The 16499-nt window shown below is 36.4% G+C and carries 13 protein-coding genes; 11 read left to right on the top strand and 2 right to left on the bottom strand.

Going from position 1 to position 16499, the window contains the following annotated elements; genetic code table 11:
- Positions 1-825 precede the first annotated feature (825 nt).
- Entirely contained in the window at positions 826-1335 is a 510-nt protein-coding gene (locus F6K15_RS27500; protein ID WP_293067108.1) for a DUF3172 domain-containing protein, read from the top strand.
- Positions 1336-1649: 314 nt separating this feature from the next.
- On the opposite strand, the gene F6K15_RS27495 is transcribed toward F6K15_RS27500, so the two are convergent.
- The gene (locus F6K15_RS27495) at positions 1650-3179 is read right to left on the bottom strand and encodes an AMIN domain-containing protein (RefSeq protein ID WP_293067105.1); all 1530 of its coding nucleotides are present in this window, start codon (positions 3177-3179) and stop codon (positions 1650-1652) included.
- A gap of 387 nt (positions 3180-3566) precedes the next feature.
- Here F6K15_RS27495 and F6K15_RS27490 point away from each other — a divergent pair, with 387 nt between their 5' ends.
- The 6 genes from F6K15_RS27490 to F6K15_RS27465 all read left to right on the top strand — a co-directional run bounded on the left by F6K15_RS27490 (position 3567) and on the right by F6K15_RS27465 (position 8733).
- Positions 3567-5054 carry a TldD/PmbA family protein gene (locus F6K15_RS27490; protein WP_293067102.1) on the top strand — a complete coding sequence of 496 codons (1488 nt, stop codon included), beginning with the start codon at positions 3567-3569 and terminating at the stop codon, positions 5052-5054.
- A 349-nt stretch (positions 5055-5403) separates the two neighbouring features.
- On the top strand, positions 5404-5640 hold the full coding sequence (locus F6K15_RS27485; protein ID WP_293067099.1) for a hypothetical protein: 237 nt from the start codon (positions 5404-5406) through the stop codon (positions 5638-5640).
- A 120-nt stretch (positions 5641-5760) separates the two neighbouring features.
- On the top strand, positions 5761-6177 hold the full coding sequence (locus F6K15_RS27480) for a type II toxin-antitoxin system VapC family toxin (protein WP_293067097.1): 417 nt from the start codon (positions 5761-5763) through the stop codon (positions 6175-6177).
- 205 nt (positions 6178-6382) lie between these two features.
- Complete coding sequence (locus F6K15_RS27475) at positions 6383-7465, top strand: RNA-guided endonuclease TnpB family protein (protein ID WP_293067095.1); 1083 nt, start codon at positions 6383-6385, stop codon at positions 7463-7465.
- 325 nt (positions 7466-7790) lie between these two features.
- Entirely contained in the window at positions 7791-8600 is an 810-nt protein-coding gene (locus F6K15_RS27470; protein WP_293067092.1) for an ABC transporter permease, read from the top strand.
- Positions 8581-8733, top strand: coding sequence for a hypothetical protein (locus F6K15_RS27465; RefSeq protein ID WP_293067089.1), 153 nt, complete (start codon positions 8581-8583; stop codon positions 8731-8733). Before F6K15_RS27470 ends, F6K15_RS27465 begins: the two co-directional genes overlap by 20 nt.
- 425 nt (positions 8734-9158) lie before the next feature.
- Here F6K15_RS27465 and chrA read toward each other — a convergent pair whose 3' ends face one another.
- A complete protein-coding gene (gene chrA / locus F6K15_RS27460; RefSeq protein WP_293067086.1) occupies positions 9159-10352 on the bottom strand; it encodes a chromate efflux transporter in 1194 nt (397 codons plus the stop codon).
- An 856-nt stretch (positions 10353-11208) separates the two neighbouring features.
- Between chrA and F6K15_RS27455 the strand changes: the two genes are divergently transcribed.
- From F6K15_RS27455 to F6K15_RS27440, 4 genes are all read left to right on the top strand, one after another.
- Positions 11209-11958: an ABC transporter ATP-binding protein gene (locus tag F6K15_RS27455; RefSeq protein ID WP_293067083.1), complete on the top strand. Its 750-nt coding sequence runs from the start codon at positions 11209-11211 to the stop codon at positions 11956-11958.
- A 281-nt stretch (positions 11959-12239) separates the two neighbouring features.
- Complete coding sequence (locus F6K15_RS27450) at positions 12240-13256, top strand: ABC transporter substrate-binding protein (RefSeq protein ID WP_293067080.1); 1017 nt, start codon at positions 12240-12242, stop codon at positions 13254-13256.
- 562 nt (positions 13257-13818) lie between these two features.
- Entirely contained in the window at positions 13819-15492 is a 1674-nt protein-coding gene (locus F6K15_RS27445; RefSeq protein WP_293067077.1) for an iron uptake porin, read from the top strand.
- A 308-nt stretch (positions 15493-15800) separates the two neighbouring features.
- A complete protein-coding gene (locus tag F6K15_RS27440) occupies positions 15801-16406 on the top strand; it encodes a tetratricopeptide repeat protein (RefSeq protein WP_293067074.1) in 606 nt (201 codons plus the stop codon).
- The last annotated feature ends 93 nt before the right edge of the window (positions 16407-16499 follow it).

Below are 16499 nucleotides of genomic sequence, written 5' to 3'. Positions count from 1 at the left end.
GTCCAGGAATTTCACCCTATTGAACTCAGATCGTTGACTCTTGAGGATATTTGATTTTCGTTATATCACAGACATTGTTAGATTATGTCAATAGTCGCCCAAATTTCTGGAGACCATATGACTATATTTAACTATATCAGGATTTACGCAAAGGCACTATTTATAGAGTGTAAGTTCTATTGGACAATAGTTTTAAGCGCTATATATAGCGTATCTGCGTAAGTCCTATATATTTGTTTTGAATGTTTATGATACCCAGATATTGTAAGTATATAGTTCATAAAAATATAGTCAAATATGACATATCCTTATTTTGCAGGAGTTACCCTGACACTCGTGTTAGCGCAGCTCCTCCGGAGGAGGCACTACAACACCACGCCAGTTGCGTGACTGTCGGGAAACCCGCAAGGGCGCACTGGCTTCTCTATCCCATAGTCAAAGATATAAGAGAGCTGCTTTTCTCATTATGTTTAGAGAACCGTTCACATAACTCATTGATTAACCCAGTAACTCTGGGCAAATTTGATTATACCATTAATACAGATAGTCAAAAGTGATTAAATGTTGTCAAATATTTAATCACTTTTGTACAAATCTAACGAAGATATTTGACATCACTTGACTATATATGACTATATTTATGTATAAATTTTATTATACTTAAGATAATTATAACATAAAACTTAACATTGCTCAATAAAGTAAATCAAAAAAATCAAAATTAGGAGGTTATCTGACTTTTGACTTTTAAATTTTGACTCAAACGCTCTAATTTGAGAATTATAATCTAAGAAGTTCTATAACTTAACTTTATTTATAATCTATATGAAACGTAGACCTCAAACTACCACCGAACCATCTAGATTCAACTATGCCACTATAGCAATATTAGGAGGAGTATTTGTTTTAGGAATTGGCATCGGCATTGCCTTTAGCTCCACCGCTAATTTTACTCCCCAAAATGTGGCCTCTCGTGAATTTATCGATCGCAGCGTACCAAACCCAGAACTTTGTGTACAGTTTGGAGCTAGTGCTATGGTAACGAATATGAGAGTTTTCTTGACTCTAAATCCTTTTAATGTATATGTATCTCAACCAAATATAAAACCAGGGTGTGTCATCCGCAGAAATAACTGGTCAATTCTGGAGAAAAGAAACTTAGTCAACAACGAGGAAGTACGCAATTGTAAAAACAGAATGAATACTTTTGGTTATACCGGAAATATTAATGACGACCCAGAGATTAATTGTATCTATCAAAACGATAGTGCTCAAAACCTCTTCTTACCCGATCAATTAGGGCCAGGGGGAAATGCTCCTGAAAATAACTTTTAAGGGAGTAGGGAGTAGGGAGTAGGGGAGTGGGTGAGTGGGGGAGTAGGGGAGAAGTCAATCTAGTAGGGTGCGTTAATGAAATGTAACGCACCCTACTGGATTTTAATTTTCGGTGTGTTACGCTGATGATTTCACAGAACTCAGGAGGACCGAGTAGCAGCTAGAAAGAAGTTTTTCCGTGACTTTAGAGTCAGAAATAGATATAATTCCCACTATCGTTTTGGGTGATATATACCGATGTTGAATTTCCTACATCAAATCAGCAACGCCTAATTTTTTGTAGAGACCTGGTTACTAATTCCCTTGACCTACCTCTAAAAACTGCCAATATCCTCGTAAAACCTAGAACTAGGTAAATCCTCAACTACACGAACCTCTATAATACTATTGCCTTCTAGGATAAAAGGACGAGGAGAAGTAAAAACAACACTACCAGCACCAAGAGCTGCTCCTGCCAGAAAACCAAAACCTGAACCTGTCAGTAGTAATAATCCTAACCCCCCACCAGCGCTACTGGCCGCCAAAACTTTTTCATTTATATTACGATGGCCTCGGAGTAATTCTGATTCAGCAGAAAAAGGAATTAAGCGCTCATCTACATATATAGCCCTAGCGATAAATTTACTTCCATGAGTGGTAGTATCAAAACCACCAACTACAGGTGTTCTAGCTGGTACTATAACTCTACCAGATTCGTCAACGATCGCCTCTTTGAGTAGCAAAACTTCCTGTATCTCAATATCTCGTGGTAATGTAACATCTTGAGATGGATAAATTAAACCTATGACTTCTCCTTCCTCAATTAATATGGCAATATCATCTTCAGATTGTTTTTGCCCCGATGACCCAGGCAAAGGTTCTCCAAAAGTAATTATATCTACTGATTCTGTAGTATTGTCTTTGGGTTTTTCTGTGGACTCTGGAGGAAGTGAAATAACTGTCTCTTCTTCCTCTGTAGTCTCAAGTGTGGGTGTTTCTACAACCTGAGAACTTTCCGTTTCCGGCTTTTCATTACCCAGAGCATCTATTACTGGGGACCTAAGTCTACCTGGCCTGTCAGTGGGAATGACCAAAAATGGTACGGAAGGCTCTGCAGAAGGCCCTGGGTTTGGTAAAGGAGATTCTTGTTCCGGAGCAGTGTCTAATAAACCTACACTATCTTGCTTTGGTTGAGTAGAAGTTTGATTATTTTCTTCTTCTTCGGTAGTTTGAGCATTTTCTAATTCTGTATTTTCTGGCTCAGTTAGCTGTTGGTTGCTAGTTTGAGAATTTTCTAATTCTGTATTTTCTGGCTCAGTTGGCTGTCGATCTGAAATTATGGCCTCTGCTGGCTCTGAAAATTCCCCCTCAGCTACAAGTAAACTTAACTGCCAACTATTTTCCTGTGGTTCGACCTGTTCTAATTGTACTTGTTTGCTAGAGATAACCACTTCTGGAGCAAAATCTATAATAACTTTTGCTTGTTCTGGTTGCTCTTGAGAAAGACTAACTCGGCGTACCAAACCTGCCGGATATAACTCAGTCACATCTACACTAACCTCTGTATTGGGAATGTATACAATTAGACGAGCTGGTTTATTTTCCAAAGAAAAACTAGGAGCTGTACCTGATGGGAGAGTAAACTGGAGTTGATTATTGTCTGGGTCAAAAAACCAGTTTGTTAAGAAGGCGGCAAAAACTGGCCGAGTAAAACTAAAGTGAATTACCAGTGTTCCTACTAATCCAATAAATTTTAATAAAAATTTTGATTTTAACAGATTTTTTGGAGATAAATATTGATTGGGCATAGCTAATTCCTCAAATTTTGGGTAGTGGGGGAGTGGGTATGTAGGGGCGAATGGCATTCGCCCTCACTGTATTTAGTGTCCGTGGGTAAGTCCTGATTATTAGACATCTCCGATAATAAAAAATAAAATCAATTCTTATCCATAAATTATCAATTATTTCTCCCTGTTCCCTGTTCCCTGTTCCCTCTTTTTGGAGGAGATATCTATTAGGTAATTTATCCCAAATTCCATCAATACCATTACGGTTGCAGGACACCAAATTTTGGAAAAAAATAGCGCATCATATAAAATATAGCAAGGAACGAGTTGGTTAGGACTTATGTTTATGTTGATGATGAACCTGAGACAGAGAAAAGCTTTTGTTACTGTTCCCTGTTTCCTATTCCCTATTCCCTATTCCCTGTTCCCTGCTATAAATTAGATAAAGTTTAAGACTAACATATAATGGTACAAGCACCAGCAAAAATTCAAACTACAGAATTAGCTACCCTCGCAATAGACCTAATTCGTCAGTCCGGATGTGAATATGGAGATATTCGCTTATGTACTTATCATTCTCAAAATTTAACAGCTCGCGATCGCTCTCTCAATAGATTAGAAGATAAGGTTAATTCTGGTTTTGGGGTGAGAGTTTTGCTCAATGGTTCATGGGGTTTTGCTGCCAGTCATCGCCAAAGTCTAGAAGAGGTAGCTAGAATTGTTGCTCTAGCAGTAAATATTGCTAAGGGTAGTCGTCTCTCTCAACGGACACCAGTAAAGTTAGTACCTGTGGAAACCCACCGCGATAGTTATATTACTCCAATTGAAATTGACCCTTTTGCAGTACCTATTGGCGAAAAGGCAGAATTACTTTTAAATTTGAATGAGAAGTTATTGAGTTATGAGGAGCGGGGAGTGAAAAAAGCTGCTTCTTTTCTCCGCTTTAGTAAAGAAGAGAAAATATTTGCTTCTACAAATGATTCCTTAATTGAACAAACAATTTACCGCAGTTATCCTGGGTTTTCTTGCACAGCTATTGCTAATAGTGATGCTCAAAGTCGTAGTTATGAACGACCTCCTTTGAATATTGGTTATGAGCATATTAACCCCACGGATCTATTGAGTCAGGTAGAGCGAGTTGCTGAGGAAGCAATTGAAAAAGTTTATGCTCCCAAAGGACCTGCGGATATTCGCTCCACTCTAATTTTAAAACCAACGAATCTATTTTTAACCATCCACGAATCTGTTGGACACCCCACGGAATTAGATAGGGTTTATGGTTATGAATCTAATTTTGCTGGTACCAGTTTTGCCACTACAGATAAAATGGGTAAACTTCAATATGCTGCTCCCTGGGTGAATTTTAAATGCGATCGCACTCAACCAGGTGGCCGTAGTACTATGGGATATGATGATGAGGGTGTGAAGTCACAAGAGTGGTATGTTGTTAAGGATGGGGTATTAGTTGATTATCTCACAGACAGAGAAACAGCTTATCGACTTGGACGTGGTAGTAGTAATGGTTGTGCTTTTGCTGACAGTTGGTCGAGTGTACCGATGGTGCGCATTCCGAATTTGGGGTTAGAAGCGGGTCCTGATGATGGTAGTCATACTGCGACTTTAGACGAAATGATTGCTGATACTGAAGATGGGATTTTAATTGATGGTGTTGGTAGTTTTTCTATTGACCAACAACGACGGAATTTTCAATTTGGTGGAGATGCGTTTTGGCAGGTGAAAAAAGGGAAGGTTGTGGGAATGTTGAAAGATGTTACTTATCATTCAATGACTACAGATTTTTGGAATAGTGTTGATGCGGTGGGAAGTGTTGCAGAAAGGGAGCAGTGCGGTACGAATATTTGTGGGAAAGGGGAACCTATGCAGTTAGCTCAAATGACTCATAGTTGTGTACCTGTGCGAGTGCGCGATATTGTGATTGGTAGTGCTTCGTAGGTTTTTGACTTGCTTCCTCTTTTAGGATAATGAGGTACAGTTTTAAAATTAATATTTTTTTCCCTACTCTCTAAAGTCCTAAAATTTTGGGTGGTGGTGCATTTTAATGGTCGTGCGGAACAGGAACAGGCAGGATGCCCATTCCACATACGTTAGTGGGAGCATCTTGCTCCCGTGCCAAGCATCCCTTGTTTCTTGTATACCATTACTATGCAGGACTACCAAATTTTGTACCTCATCAACTCCAAAACTGCTGTAAATGGTATAATTTTTATGCGGTTTAACTAATTTGAAAAACCCTAACTTCTGACTTCAAACAAACCTACTAGAAAATCAATCAAACCAGAAAATGACAAAACTATTAGAAGAGGCTATCGCAGCCTTAACCAAACTCCGAGAATCAGAACAAGATGGCATTGCTACTCTAATTTTAGAAGAGATTGCTTCGAAAAAAAGGGTGCAAGAAGCCTCTGACAAATCCCAATTGCAATTGGGGCAACAAGCAGAGGAAGCCTTAGAAGAATTTCTTCAAGACGATGCAAAAACCCCTGCGAGCGAAAAAAAACCCTTCGGAACCTGCGGTTAAACCCTTCTGGCAAAAAATCAAAGAAATAGGCGCTAAAGTTCCCCGGGAAGAATGGGAAAAACTGCCAAAGGATTTTGCTCGCAACTTTGAAAGCTATATGTATGGAGTACCAACAGAAGAATGAGAAGGATATTTTTAGATACTTCTTATCTTCAAGCGCTGGCAGACGAACGCGACGACTTACATGATCGAGCGGTCGCAGTCTCCGAAAGCAATGGTTTCTATGGTGGTGTAACTACGGAGATGGTACTAACGGAACTACTGAACGCTTTATCCAACCGAGGAGAATATCTGTGGCAGGTTGCAATAGAAATTGTTGAAGCTTTGCGTGACGATCCAAACATAGAAATTATTCCCCAAACCACCGACCAGTTCGAGAATGCGATCAAGTTCTACCAACAACGACTGGACAAAGGCTATAGTCTCACCGACTGCGCCTCCATGCTAGTTATGAAAGAACAGGGGTTATGGGAAATAATGACTTACGATCGCCATTTTACGCAAGAAGGGTTTAATGCCTTGCTCAGAGACAATTAGCTGGCAATCAAAACCCCAGAACTCCTGGATAAATAAAAAGCGATCGCTGTCTAATCGAAATTATCGAGTTCAAGCGCGTTAAAAAATTTTGAACAAATTGGAGGATTGAAGATTTAGTGTCAGCAGTTCAAAGAGAATTGACTTAATCAAAGAATAACGATATAATGCATTAGCATACTATTAGACAGGCTGCGCTCACCCGTATATGAAATCCATTAGAACCAAACTCAAATTAAATAATCGGCAGAAAACTCTGATGGCTCAACACGCAGGCTATGGCAGATGGTGTTATAATTGGGGGTTAAGTTTGTGGAATGCAGCTTACAAAGATGGTTATAAACCAAATGCTCGTAAGTTGAGAGAGGTTTTTACTAACCATACAAAACCCTTTTATCCCTGGATGAAAAACTTGTCCTCTAGGGTTTATCAATATGCTTTCATCAATTTGGGTGAGGCATTTAAAAGGTTCTTTCAAGGGTTAGGTAAATATCCAAAGTTTAAGAAGAAAGGCAAACACGATTCCTTCACGATAGATAATTGTGGAAAACCGATAGAACTAAATGGTTGGAATCACAAATTACCTTTTATTGGTGTTGTTAGAACTTATGAACCCATTGAGGCAACAACTCAAAAAATAACTATTAGTAGACAAGCGGGTTCATGGTATTTAAGTTGCAGCTATGAATTTACTCAAGCTCCAACTCCAAAAACTACTGAAGTTGTAGGTGTAGATTTAGGTATTAAGACATTAGCAACTTTAAGTGATGGAAAAGTATTTGAAAGTGCGAACTCATACCGTAAGTTTGAAGCCAAGCTTTCCCGACTACAATACCTCAATCGGAATAAAATTGTTGGTTCTACTAATTGGCAAAAAGCACAACTTAAAATTGCGAAGCTACACACAAAAGTAGCTAACATCCGCAAAGACGTACTTCATAAATTGACAACATACTTAGCCAAAAACCACGGCGGTGTTGTCATAGAAGACTTGAATGTTCGCGGTATCTTAGCTAACCATAAGCTAGCTAAGTCAATTGCAGACCAAGGATTTTATGAATTTAGGAGACAACTTGGATATAAGTGTCAGTGGTACGGTTCTGAGTTAGTATTAGTTGACAGGTTTTTTCCATCATCGAAGACTTGTTCTAACTGTGGTCATGTTCAGGATATGCCATTAAATAATCGGACTTATGATTGCCCTGAATGTGGGTTGTCAATAGATAGAGATTTAAACGCAAGTATAAATTTGAGAGATGCGGTCGGCTCGACCGTGAATGCCTGTGGATGAGTAACCGCCGACGGCCTCAGTAGAAGCAGGAAGTAAACATCAATTCGTCTCGTTATGTGACGCTTTGTCTCAGTTTTATAGAACAGATATTTATGGTAATTATGTAGTCAAGGATCGGATGTTTTGTACCTATTTAATTACTCACCTAAATTACCCATTAGTCTAGTGCCGCTACGCGGAAGTCAAAAGTCGTAGGGGCTAATGCCATTCGCCCTTACAAAAGTCAAAAGTATTAATTGGTAAAGCTTTTAGGATTTTGTAACTGGTTAGTTATTTCTGCCATCCTACACTAGAGTGTTGTCAAGTTCTTTTAAAACAACAGTTGGTGATTAAGTTGATAATTAAATCCGATAAATTTTATAAAAATATATTCAAACTAATTCAAGTTATTTTACCTGAATTAATAGGTTTTCTAGGATTTATAACTATATGGCAAATACTAGCAATGCACTATAGTTCAATCATTCTACCTTCTCCCCTAGAAACTCTAGTTGCTCTGAAAAATTTGGCAACGGCAAATAAATTAACTTTGGCTATTTTAACTACTACTTTAAATGCCATTAGTGGTTTCACAATAGCAACATTAAGTGGCAGTTTGCTCGGAATAATAGCTGGTATAAAACCTTTGATTAGTCGAGCAGTCAGACCTCTGATTACTGCTTTGCAAGGAGTACCACCTATTGCTTGGATTGTAATTGCATTACTTTGGTTTGGCACTGGTAATTCTACTTCAATATTTACCGTTGCTGTTGCTACTTTACCAATTATTTTTATTGGTGCTGTGGAAGGTGTGAGAAATATCAATTCACAGCTAATCGAAATGGCTTTTACTTTTAAAATCCCTATCAAAAATTTATTATTAGACTTATATTATCCACATTTATTATCAAGTTTATTTCCTTCAATAACATCTGGATTAGGATTGGCTTGGCGAGTAGCAATAATGTCTGAATTATTATCATCAGAAACAGGTATTGGTGCAGAAATGAATCTAGCTAGAATTAATCTTGATACGGCGGAAGTAATGGCATGGGTGGTTGTAACAGTGGTATTAATTTTGATATCTGAATATTTAGTTATTCGCCCCATCCGTAGATTTTTAGAACCTTGGAATTATGGTGAAAAAAATAAGTAAAGAAGGAGTCAGGAGACAGGAGACAGGAGTCAGGAGGGAAGAAGGAGTCAAGAGACAGGAGACAGGAGGGAACAAAGAAGGAAGAAACAAAAGTAAAGATAACTTCAGTATTTATAAAGAGAATTATTTTTGACAAAAAAGCTGTTTTGGCAATTTTATTCAGAGTTTTATTCTTCATAGATTTTGCAGTACTGCCTATTTGAAGTTAACAATTAAAATCTGAACAGTATCCAACCAGAAATAGCACCTAAAAAAATCATCAAAATAATATTTACCTTCCAACGAAAATTTATCAGACAAGCACATATAGCGATCGACAAAGTTTGCCAGTTAATCAGTGTCGTTCTAGATAATGTCAGAAAAGCAGATGCCATTAAAGCAAAGGAGTCAGGAGTCAGGAGACAGGAGACAGGAGGGAACAAAGAAGGAAGAAACAAAAGTAAAGATAATTTCAGTATTTCTAAAGAGAATTATTTTTGGCAATTTTATTCAGAGTTTTTTTATTATTATTACTTTATTCTTATAGATTTTGCAGTACTGTCTATTTGAAGTTAACAATTAAAATCTGAATAGTATCCAACCAGAAATAGCACCTACAAAAATCATCAAAATAATATTTACCTTCCAACGAAAATTTATCAGACAAGCACATAGAGCAATCAACAATGTTTGCCAATTAATAAGTGTCGATCTAGATAATGTCAGAAAAGCAGATGCCATTAAAGCAATAGAAGTAACATTAATCGCATCAAGTAATTCACAAGTCCAGCGAAAATTACGCATTTGTGGCACCAAAGAATTGAGTGCAGCACTAAACAAAAATGCAGGTAATAAAATTGAAATAGTCCCTACTATTGCCCCTGGTAATCCTAATAATAAATAGCCGATAAAAGTGACGCTGGAAATCAAAGGACCTGGTGTAATTTGTCCGATAGCAATAGCATCCAACAATTGTTGCTGAGTTAACCAATGAAACTGATCTACTAAATCTTGTAGGAAGGCAATTAATACATAACCACTGCCATATAATAAACTGCCTACCTTCAGGCAAAAACTACTGAGTTTCCATAGAGAAATCTCGGATGTTGTCAGGATATCAATTAATAAAAATACTCCCAGGAGTATCAATAAGATTATCAGTGTTTTTGGTAATCGAATTCTAGTATTTTCCGAAGGTATATTTGCCGGAGTTTCAGTGGTAAATTCCCGATAAAAATGAAGCCAAAACATACCCAAAAATCCCCCAAGAAGAATAACAATTATGTTATTTAATCCCAAGATTGATGCTGGTATCACAAAGATGACAATTACTGCCAAACTCCAGTGTTTTATTGCTGTTTTGCCCAACTTATAGACAGGCAGTAAAATTAGAGATAGAACAACTGGTTTAATCCCATCTAGAAAAGGTGTAACTTCAGGAAGTGAGCCGAATTGATTGTAGAGGATAGCCAAAGCAATTGCAATTAGAGCTGATGGGAAAACTAAACAAAGACCAGCAATAGCAAATCCCCACCATCCACTTTGCAAATAACCAACATGAGTAGCAATTTCCACAGTATTTGGTCCAGGGAGCAGGTTGGTAGCACCAAAAAAGTCGATAAATTGGTCTTGAGTAAGCCATTTTCGCTTATCAGTAACTTCAGATTTAATCATAGCAATAATGGCTGGCATACCACCAAAACCGATACTACCTACTTTGAGAAAAACACTTGCTAGTTCGAGGAGTCGTTGCAATTTTTCTTTGCTAATCAATGACTTTTATCCTTAACTAATTTTCTAAGTAATTACTATATAAACATCTCTTAAAATAGTTGAATCCCTATTATAATTATTTTTTAAGGAGCATTAATTTATAATATATTTGATTTTTATATTTTAAGGAGTAAATTTTGCAATTAATTACCGTAATTTTAAACTAATTAATAAATTATTTTATCAGTTAACCAAGGGGTTTTTAGCTGGATATTTTCAGAGTTATTTTCTCTTACAACTTGTTTGATTTGTGCCAAATAATTTACTTACTGAAAAATTAAGGTTTAAAGCCTCTGCTTTAAAGGAGAAACAAGAAAAAAACCTTTGAGTCAATCCTCTTCTTTTCTAGGGAAAGTAATAATTAATTATTAATAATTAATTATTGAACATAGCTATTTTCAGAATGTCTATAGTACATTTATCGATATTTTTTTCAGTGTGATTAGTAGTAAGAATTATATATTTATTTGCATAAGTCAAGTAATTTTTTGGAAATATTAAAATAAATGTTAAGAGCTTCTAAATCAACTAAGCGACAGGAAGAGAGGAACTTTGACGGCTTGTCTTTTGACAGAGTAAAACCTATTACTTATGATACTAAGCGCCATTATATTAGGAGCTAAAAAAATAATTCATTACAAAATAAAATCTAGAAATTTAATAAATAAGCATCCAAAATACCACTAAACCAAGATTTAAAAATTATTCCTATAGTTAGTAATTATCTTTTCCCTTATAGGCTTAATACCCCACCGTCTAAACGGTGCTTAAAATTATTTGGGGTTAGAATCCCCATACAATTTTCCCTTCTGCCTCCTGCCTTCTGCCTCCTGCCTTCTGCCTTCTTCAAGCTAATATGATTGTCTTAGAAAACATTCACCATAAATACAGTAACCTCACGGTACTTAATAATATTAATATTCACCTAAAACCAGGTAAAATTTTATGCTTAACAGGACCTTCTGGTTGCGGAAAAACTACTCTTTTACAAATCATAGCAGGCATAATTAAACCAACTTCAGGTAAGGTAAAAAATCAATTTGTACAGACAAGTTATGTTTTCCAAGAAGCAAGACTACTTCCCTGGTTTACTACTTTAGAAAATATTGCTTTTGGTTTAAAAGCAAAAAGAATAACTAAAAAACAACGTCAAAAAATAGCGATCGCTCTAGCTCAACAATTAGGTATTAATAAAGCAGCTAACCAATACCCACATCAACTTAGTGGTGGAATGCAGCAGCGAGTTGCTTTGGGGAGAGCATTAGCAGTGGAACCCGATCTACTTTTGTTAGATGAGCCTTTTAGTGCTTTAGATATTGGTAGAAAACGCGATTTTCAGAGGCTATTGTTAAAGTTATTGAGCGAACGTAATATGGCAGCTATTTTAGTTTCCCATGACTTAGCAGAAGCAGTCTTAGTAGCAGACAACTTGATTATTTTATCACCCTCTCCCAGTAATATTGTCTATGAGTGGCAACCCGATAGACCGTCAACAGCAAGAGATGAAGCATACATTTACAAAACACTTTCTCAACTTTTGATGATTCCAGAAGTAGCCACTTGTTTCCGACTATCAACTGGATTATTTGTTGGTTCTAAAAGTTAGTCATTTCAGTTATCAGCTATTGCTTTTAGTTTAGGAGCAAAATTAATTGTCTTACTACAAAAGTGACCTCCCTTGCTCTTAAAGTCAGTTATTAATTTAAACACTTTCCTGAAGGAGATATTCTTGTTGTTGTTAACGCAGTTCCTCTGGAAGAGGCTAGCTGACTGCTTACGTTAGTCGTCTACTTTTTTTGATTCTAATTTTACCGAATAATTAAGGTTTAAAGCCTCTCCTTGAAAAGAAGAGGAAATTATTAATTATTAATTATTAATTATTTAAGAATGCTTAATCAAAAACGTCGTCAATTTTTACAATTAATATTAGCTACTACTGGTTTAACATTTACTACTAATTTATCTGAGGGAAAAGCAGAAAAAATTATCGCTCAGTCTCAGGAAAAACTGGCAAACTTAGCCATTGGTGGCTCTCCAATTATGATTACAATTCTGCTAGCCTATTTAGCAGAACAAAGTTCAATTAAAAACTTAGTAGAAACAGTAGACTTCCGTATTTGGAAAACTCACGACCAACTCCGAGCAGATGCTGTTTCAGGAAAGCTACAAGTATCAGCAACTCCCACATCCCTCGCAGCAAATCTATATCAAAGAAAAGTTCCGATAAAATTACTTAATGTACTGGTTTGGGGAGTGTTAAATATTTGGTCTAGCCAAAATATCCGCAGTTTTGAAGATTTAAAAAACAAAACATTACTAATAGCTTTCCGGGGCGGTTTGCCTGCTCAATTATTCTTTTATTTAGCCAAAGAAAATGGATTAGACCCAGAGAAAGATTTAAAAATTCAATACACCACAGACTTTGCTCAAGCAGTGCAATTATTATTAGCTGGTCGTGGTGATGCAGCTCTTTTATCTGAACCTGCGGGTACTGGTGCTGAACTTCGCGGTCAACAACAAGGATTAGATATAAAACTGGCAATTAATTTACAAGAAGAATGGGGAAAAGTGACAGGTAGAGCGCCTCGTTTTCCCCAGGCAGGAACTTTAGCTTTAACTTCTTTAATCGATAAATATCCCGATATAATTCAGATTATTCAAAATGGATTAGTTGAGGCTGTAAATTGGTCTCAAAAAAATCCTGATGATGCTGCTGCTTTGGGAGCAAAATATCTAGGTTTGAAAGCTCCTGTTATTAAAAAATCTCTGGGATATACGCCATTAGAAATGGTGAGTGCGAAAGATGCAAAAGAGGATTTAGAGTTTTGGTATTCTCGTTTATTGGAGCAAAATCCTAAACTTTTTGGTGGCAGTTTGCCCGATGATAAATTTTATTATGGATGATAAATATGACATAATTTATTAATCGCTGAAGAAACTAATTGGGTGTTCATTAATGGATAATGGATAATTACCTCTGGTTAAAACCGAGAGGATTGAGAATAAGGAAATATTATTTTTTTTTCCCTTAAAAGGGTCGGCTTTAAACCAGAATTATTTAATTATTAATTATTAATTATTAATTATTAATTATTAATTGTTAATTGTAATAATAGATATAGAGTTTCTCTGATCAATGAGATATATTCCCTAGTTAATCTGTTCCCTAAAATGCTATATATAGCAAACCAAGAACTTTATTTATTGGCGAGGAAATAAATTCTATTTTAACGGATAAAAATTAATCATACACAGGACTTATGCAGAGACTCTACATATAGCGAGGGCGAATGCCATTCGCCCCTACAAATCCTGGGTTAAAGGTTGATTTGCGTAAGTCCTGATACAGTTTACTCTAGGGTTTTGGTAATTACACTCCCCATTGCCGTAGTGATATAGGAATTATTAGTAGCATTTATTTTAGAGTTCTATTTTTAATAAAATCAATTTTTTTTAGGAGTTAAATATGTCAAAAATTTTGTTTAATTGTCTTTTATTAATCTTCTATAAAACCGTAATATTTTGTGCTGTAACTCAAGCAAATGAAATTAAATATACACAAATAAATTCTGAAAGAAAAACATTAGAAAAAGAATCATCAAAACCAAATATAACTCCAGTTTCTGAAGATGCAATTATTGTTAAACCAAATCAACTTGAGCAAAATACAGACTCAATGGGTCAAGTTACTTCTGTCTCTCAATTATCCGATGTTCAACCCACAGATTGGGCATTTCAAGCATTACAATCATTAGTAGAACGTTACGGTTGTATTGTTGGTTATCCCGACGGTAGTTATCGTGGTAATCGTCCTATGACTCGCTATGAATTTGCCGCAGGTTTAAATGCTTGTTTAGACAGAATTACCGAATTAATTGCTGCCTCTACAGCAGACTTAGTAACTAAAGATGATTTAGAAGTTTTACAACGTTTACAAGAAGATTTTGCTGTCGAACTTGCAGAAATTAAAGGCAGAATAGATGCTCTAGAAGCACGGACTACAGAACTAGAAGCAAATCAGTTTTCTACCACAACTAAACTAGGTGGAGAAATTGTATTTGCTATTAGTAATGTCTTTGGAGAAGAGAAAGCTGGCGGTGGTAGTTTAGAAGATAATACCGTTTTAAATAATCGAGTAAGTTTGAATTTTAATACTAGCTTTACAGGACGAGACTTATTTAGAACTCGTTTAGATGCTCTGGATACTGTTGCCTATGGAGTACCAATAACTGGAACAAATATGACTCGTTTAGCATTTCAAAGAAATACTAATAATACTGTTGATATTGGTAAATTATTCTATCGCTTTCCAATAGGGAAAAAATTTAGAGTTCATGTTGACGCTATTGGCGGTAGATTTAATATGAATGTTTCTGATAACTTCAACAGACTTTTTGCAAATAGAATATCAGGGGCAATTTCTAGGTTTGGACGCTTCAATCCTATCTATGCTCAAGGGGCACGAGGTGCTGGAGTAACAGTTGTTTATAATATTAATAAATCGGTAACTTTATCATTAGGATATTTAGCAAGAGATCCAGAAAATCCAACAGAGAGTAATGGATTTTTTAATGGTAGTAATGCAGGTTTAGCACAACTAGATATTCGACCAAGCGATCGCCTCCGTTTTGGCGTTACTTATGTACGTTCTTACTATCCAAAAAGGAAGTTATTTGTCTCAGCAGCAACAGGTAGTAGAAGAGCAAATGCACCATTTGGTAATTTAGTTCCTACTTCTGCAGATCATTTAGGTATTCAAGGAAGTTGGCGTGCTTTGAATAATTTCACAGTTTCCGGTTGGACTGGATGGAGTTTTGCTGATGCTGAAAAATCTGTTGGTATGGTTAAGGAAGGAGATGAAGCAACTATTTTTAATTGGGCGGTTACTTTCGGATTTACTGACTTAGGTAAACAGGGAAGTTTGCTTGGTTTTGTAGTTGGAAATCCACCTAAAGTAACTGATACTGATAATGGTCCAGATGATGATGATACAGCTTGGCATTTGGAGAGTTTTTATCGCTATCAAATTAATGACAATATTTCAATTAATCCGGGAGTTTTAGTAGTTATTAATCCCGAACATGATGAGGATAATGAAACTATTACTGTGGGAATTATTCGGATGATTTTTTTGTTTTAGGAAAAGAAAGAAGAAGTTCATTAATTGATAATGGATAATTACCTCTGGTTAAAACTGTTACGGAACTGAATATAAAGAATGTAGGGGTGTTCCATGGAATATCTCTACAAGGATTTATTTATTTCAGGACTTACGCAAAGGCACTATTTATAGAGTAAAGTAACTGTTGGACAATAGTTTTGAGCGCTATATATAGCGTATCTGCGTAAGTCCTATATTTGCTATTAAACTATTGCTTTGAGAAACTGCATAAGTGCTTGATTGTCAAGAAATATAATTGAATAGAAGCAAGTTTAAGAGTGAATGTAATGAGGGCAATAGTTAGATATTCTCTGGTGTGGAGAGCAACATTTATTGGTATCTGTGGGTTAACTGTGGGGATGGTTAAACCAGTGGTGGGGGAAATTCAACCTCCTGTGGTAGCGCAACAGTCTGGGGAAGTTGATGTAGAGCGAATTTTCCAGCAACCAGATCGGTTGTCGCAACAGGAGAAAGACAAAAACAAAGCCCAACGTATCTCTCCTTTTATCTGGGTAGTAGTAATCATTGGCCTCTACTACGGATTATTGATAGGGATACCCAAACTAGCTCCTGAAAGCGCTGCTGCTGCAATGGTTCTCAGTTTTTTAGGTCGAAAGAAATACTACCAAGGAAAGTATGATGAAGCCGAACCTCTTTTGCAACGCTCCTTAGCCATCAGAGAGAAAATCTTGAGAGATGACCATCCCCATTTGGAAGAAAGCCTCAATAACTTGGGAGAACTCTACCGCAAGCAAGGAAAGTATGATGAAGCCGAGCCCCTTTTGCAACGTGCTTTAATTATTAAGGAGAAAGCTTTCGGGGTTGACCATCCCCATTATGCTCTCGGCCTTAGCAATTTAGCATTACTTTACAACGTAAAAACTGAAAACTAATCAACACAATTTTTTTTTAACAATGGAAATAATCTCCTGAGAGTAAAAGCTATGGTTCGAGAGTGAACTAAGTTGGTAAATTTTCCCGTTTGT

The organism is Okeania sp. SIO2B3 (genome assembly GCF_010672525.1).
GTDB lineage: Bacteria > Cyanobacteriota > Cyanobacteriia > Cyanobacteriales > Microcoleaceae > Okeania.
This window is presented reverse-complemented; position numbering and strand designations above follow the sequence as displayed.

Excerpts from the sequence above, each read along its gene's own strand:
- F6K15_RS27500 (WP_293067108.1), top strand. The coding sequence starts at position 826 with ATGAAACGTAGACCTCAAACTACCACCGAACCATCTAGATTCAACTAT.
- F6K15_RS27495 (WP_293067105.1), bottom strand. The coding sequence starts at position 3,179 with ATGCCATTCGCCCCTACATACCCACTCCCCCACTACCCAAAATTTGAG.
- F6K15_RS27490 (WP_293067102.1), top strand. The coding sequence starts at position 3,567 with ATGGTACAAGCACCAGCAAAAATTCAAACTACAGAATTAGCTACCCTC.
- F6K15_RS27485 (WP_293067099.1), top strand. The coding sequence starts at position 5,404 with ATGACAAAACTATTAGAAGAGGCTATCGCAGCCTTAACCAAACTCCGA.
- F6K15_RS27480 (WP_293067097.1), top strand. The coding sequence starts at position 5,761 with ATGAGAAGGATATTTTTAGATACTTCTTATCTTCAAGCGCTGGCAGAC.
- F6K15_RS27475 (WP_293067095.1), top strand. The coding sequence starts at position 6,383 with ATGAAATCCATTAGAACCAAACTCAAATTAAATAATCGGCAGAAAACT.
- F6K15_RS27465 (WP_293067089.1), top strand. The coding sequence starts at position 8,581 with ATGGTGAAAAAAATAAGTAAAGAAGGAGTCAGGAGACAGGAGACAGGA.
- F6K15_RS27455 (WP_293067083.1), top strand. The coding sequence starts at position 11,209 with ATGATTGTCTTAGAAAACATTCACCATAAATACAGTAACCTCACGGTA.
- F6K15_RS27450 (WP_293067080.1), top strand. The coding sequence starts at position 12,240 with ATGCTTAATCAAAAACGTCGTCAATTTTTACAATTAATATTAGCTACT.
- F6K15_RS27445 (WP_293067077.1), top strand. The coding sequence starts at position 13,819 with ATGTCAAAAATTTTGTTTAATTGTCTTTTATTAATCTTCTATAAAACC.
- F6K15_RS27440 (WP_293067074.1), top strand. The coding sequence starts at position 15,801 with ATGAGGGCAATAGTTAGATATTCTCTGGTGTGGAGAGCAACATTTATT.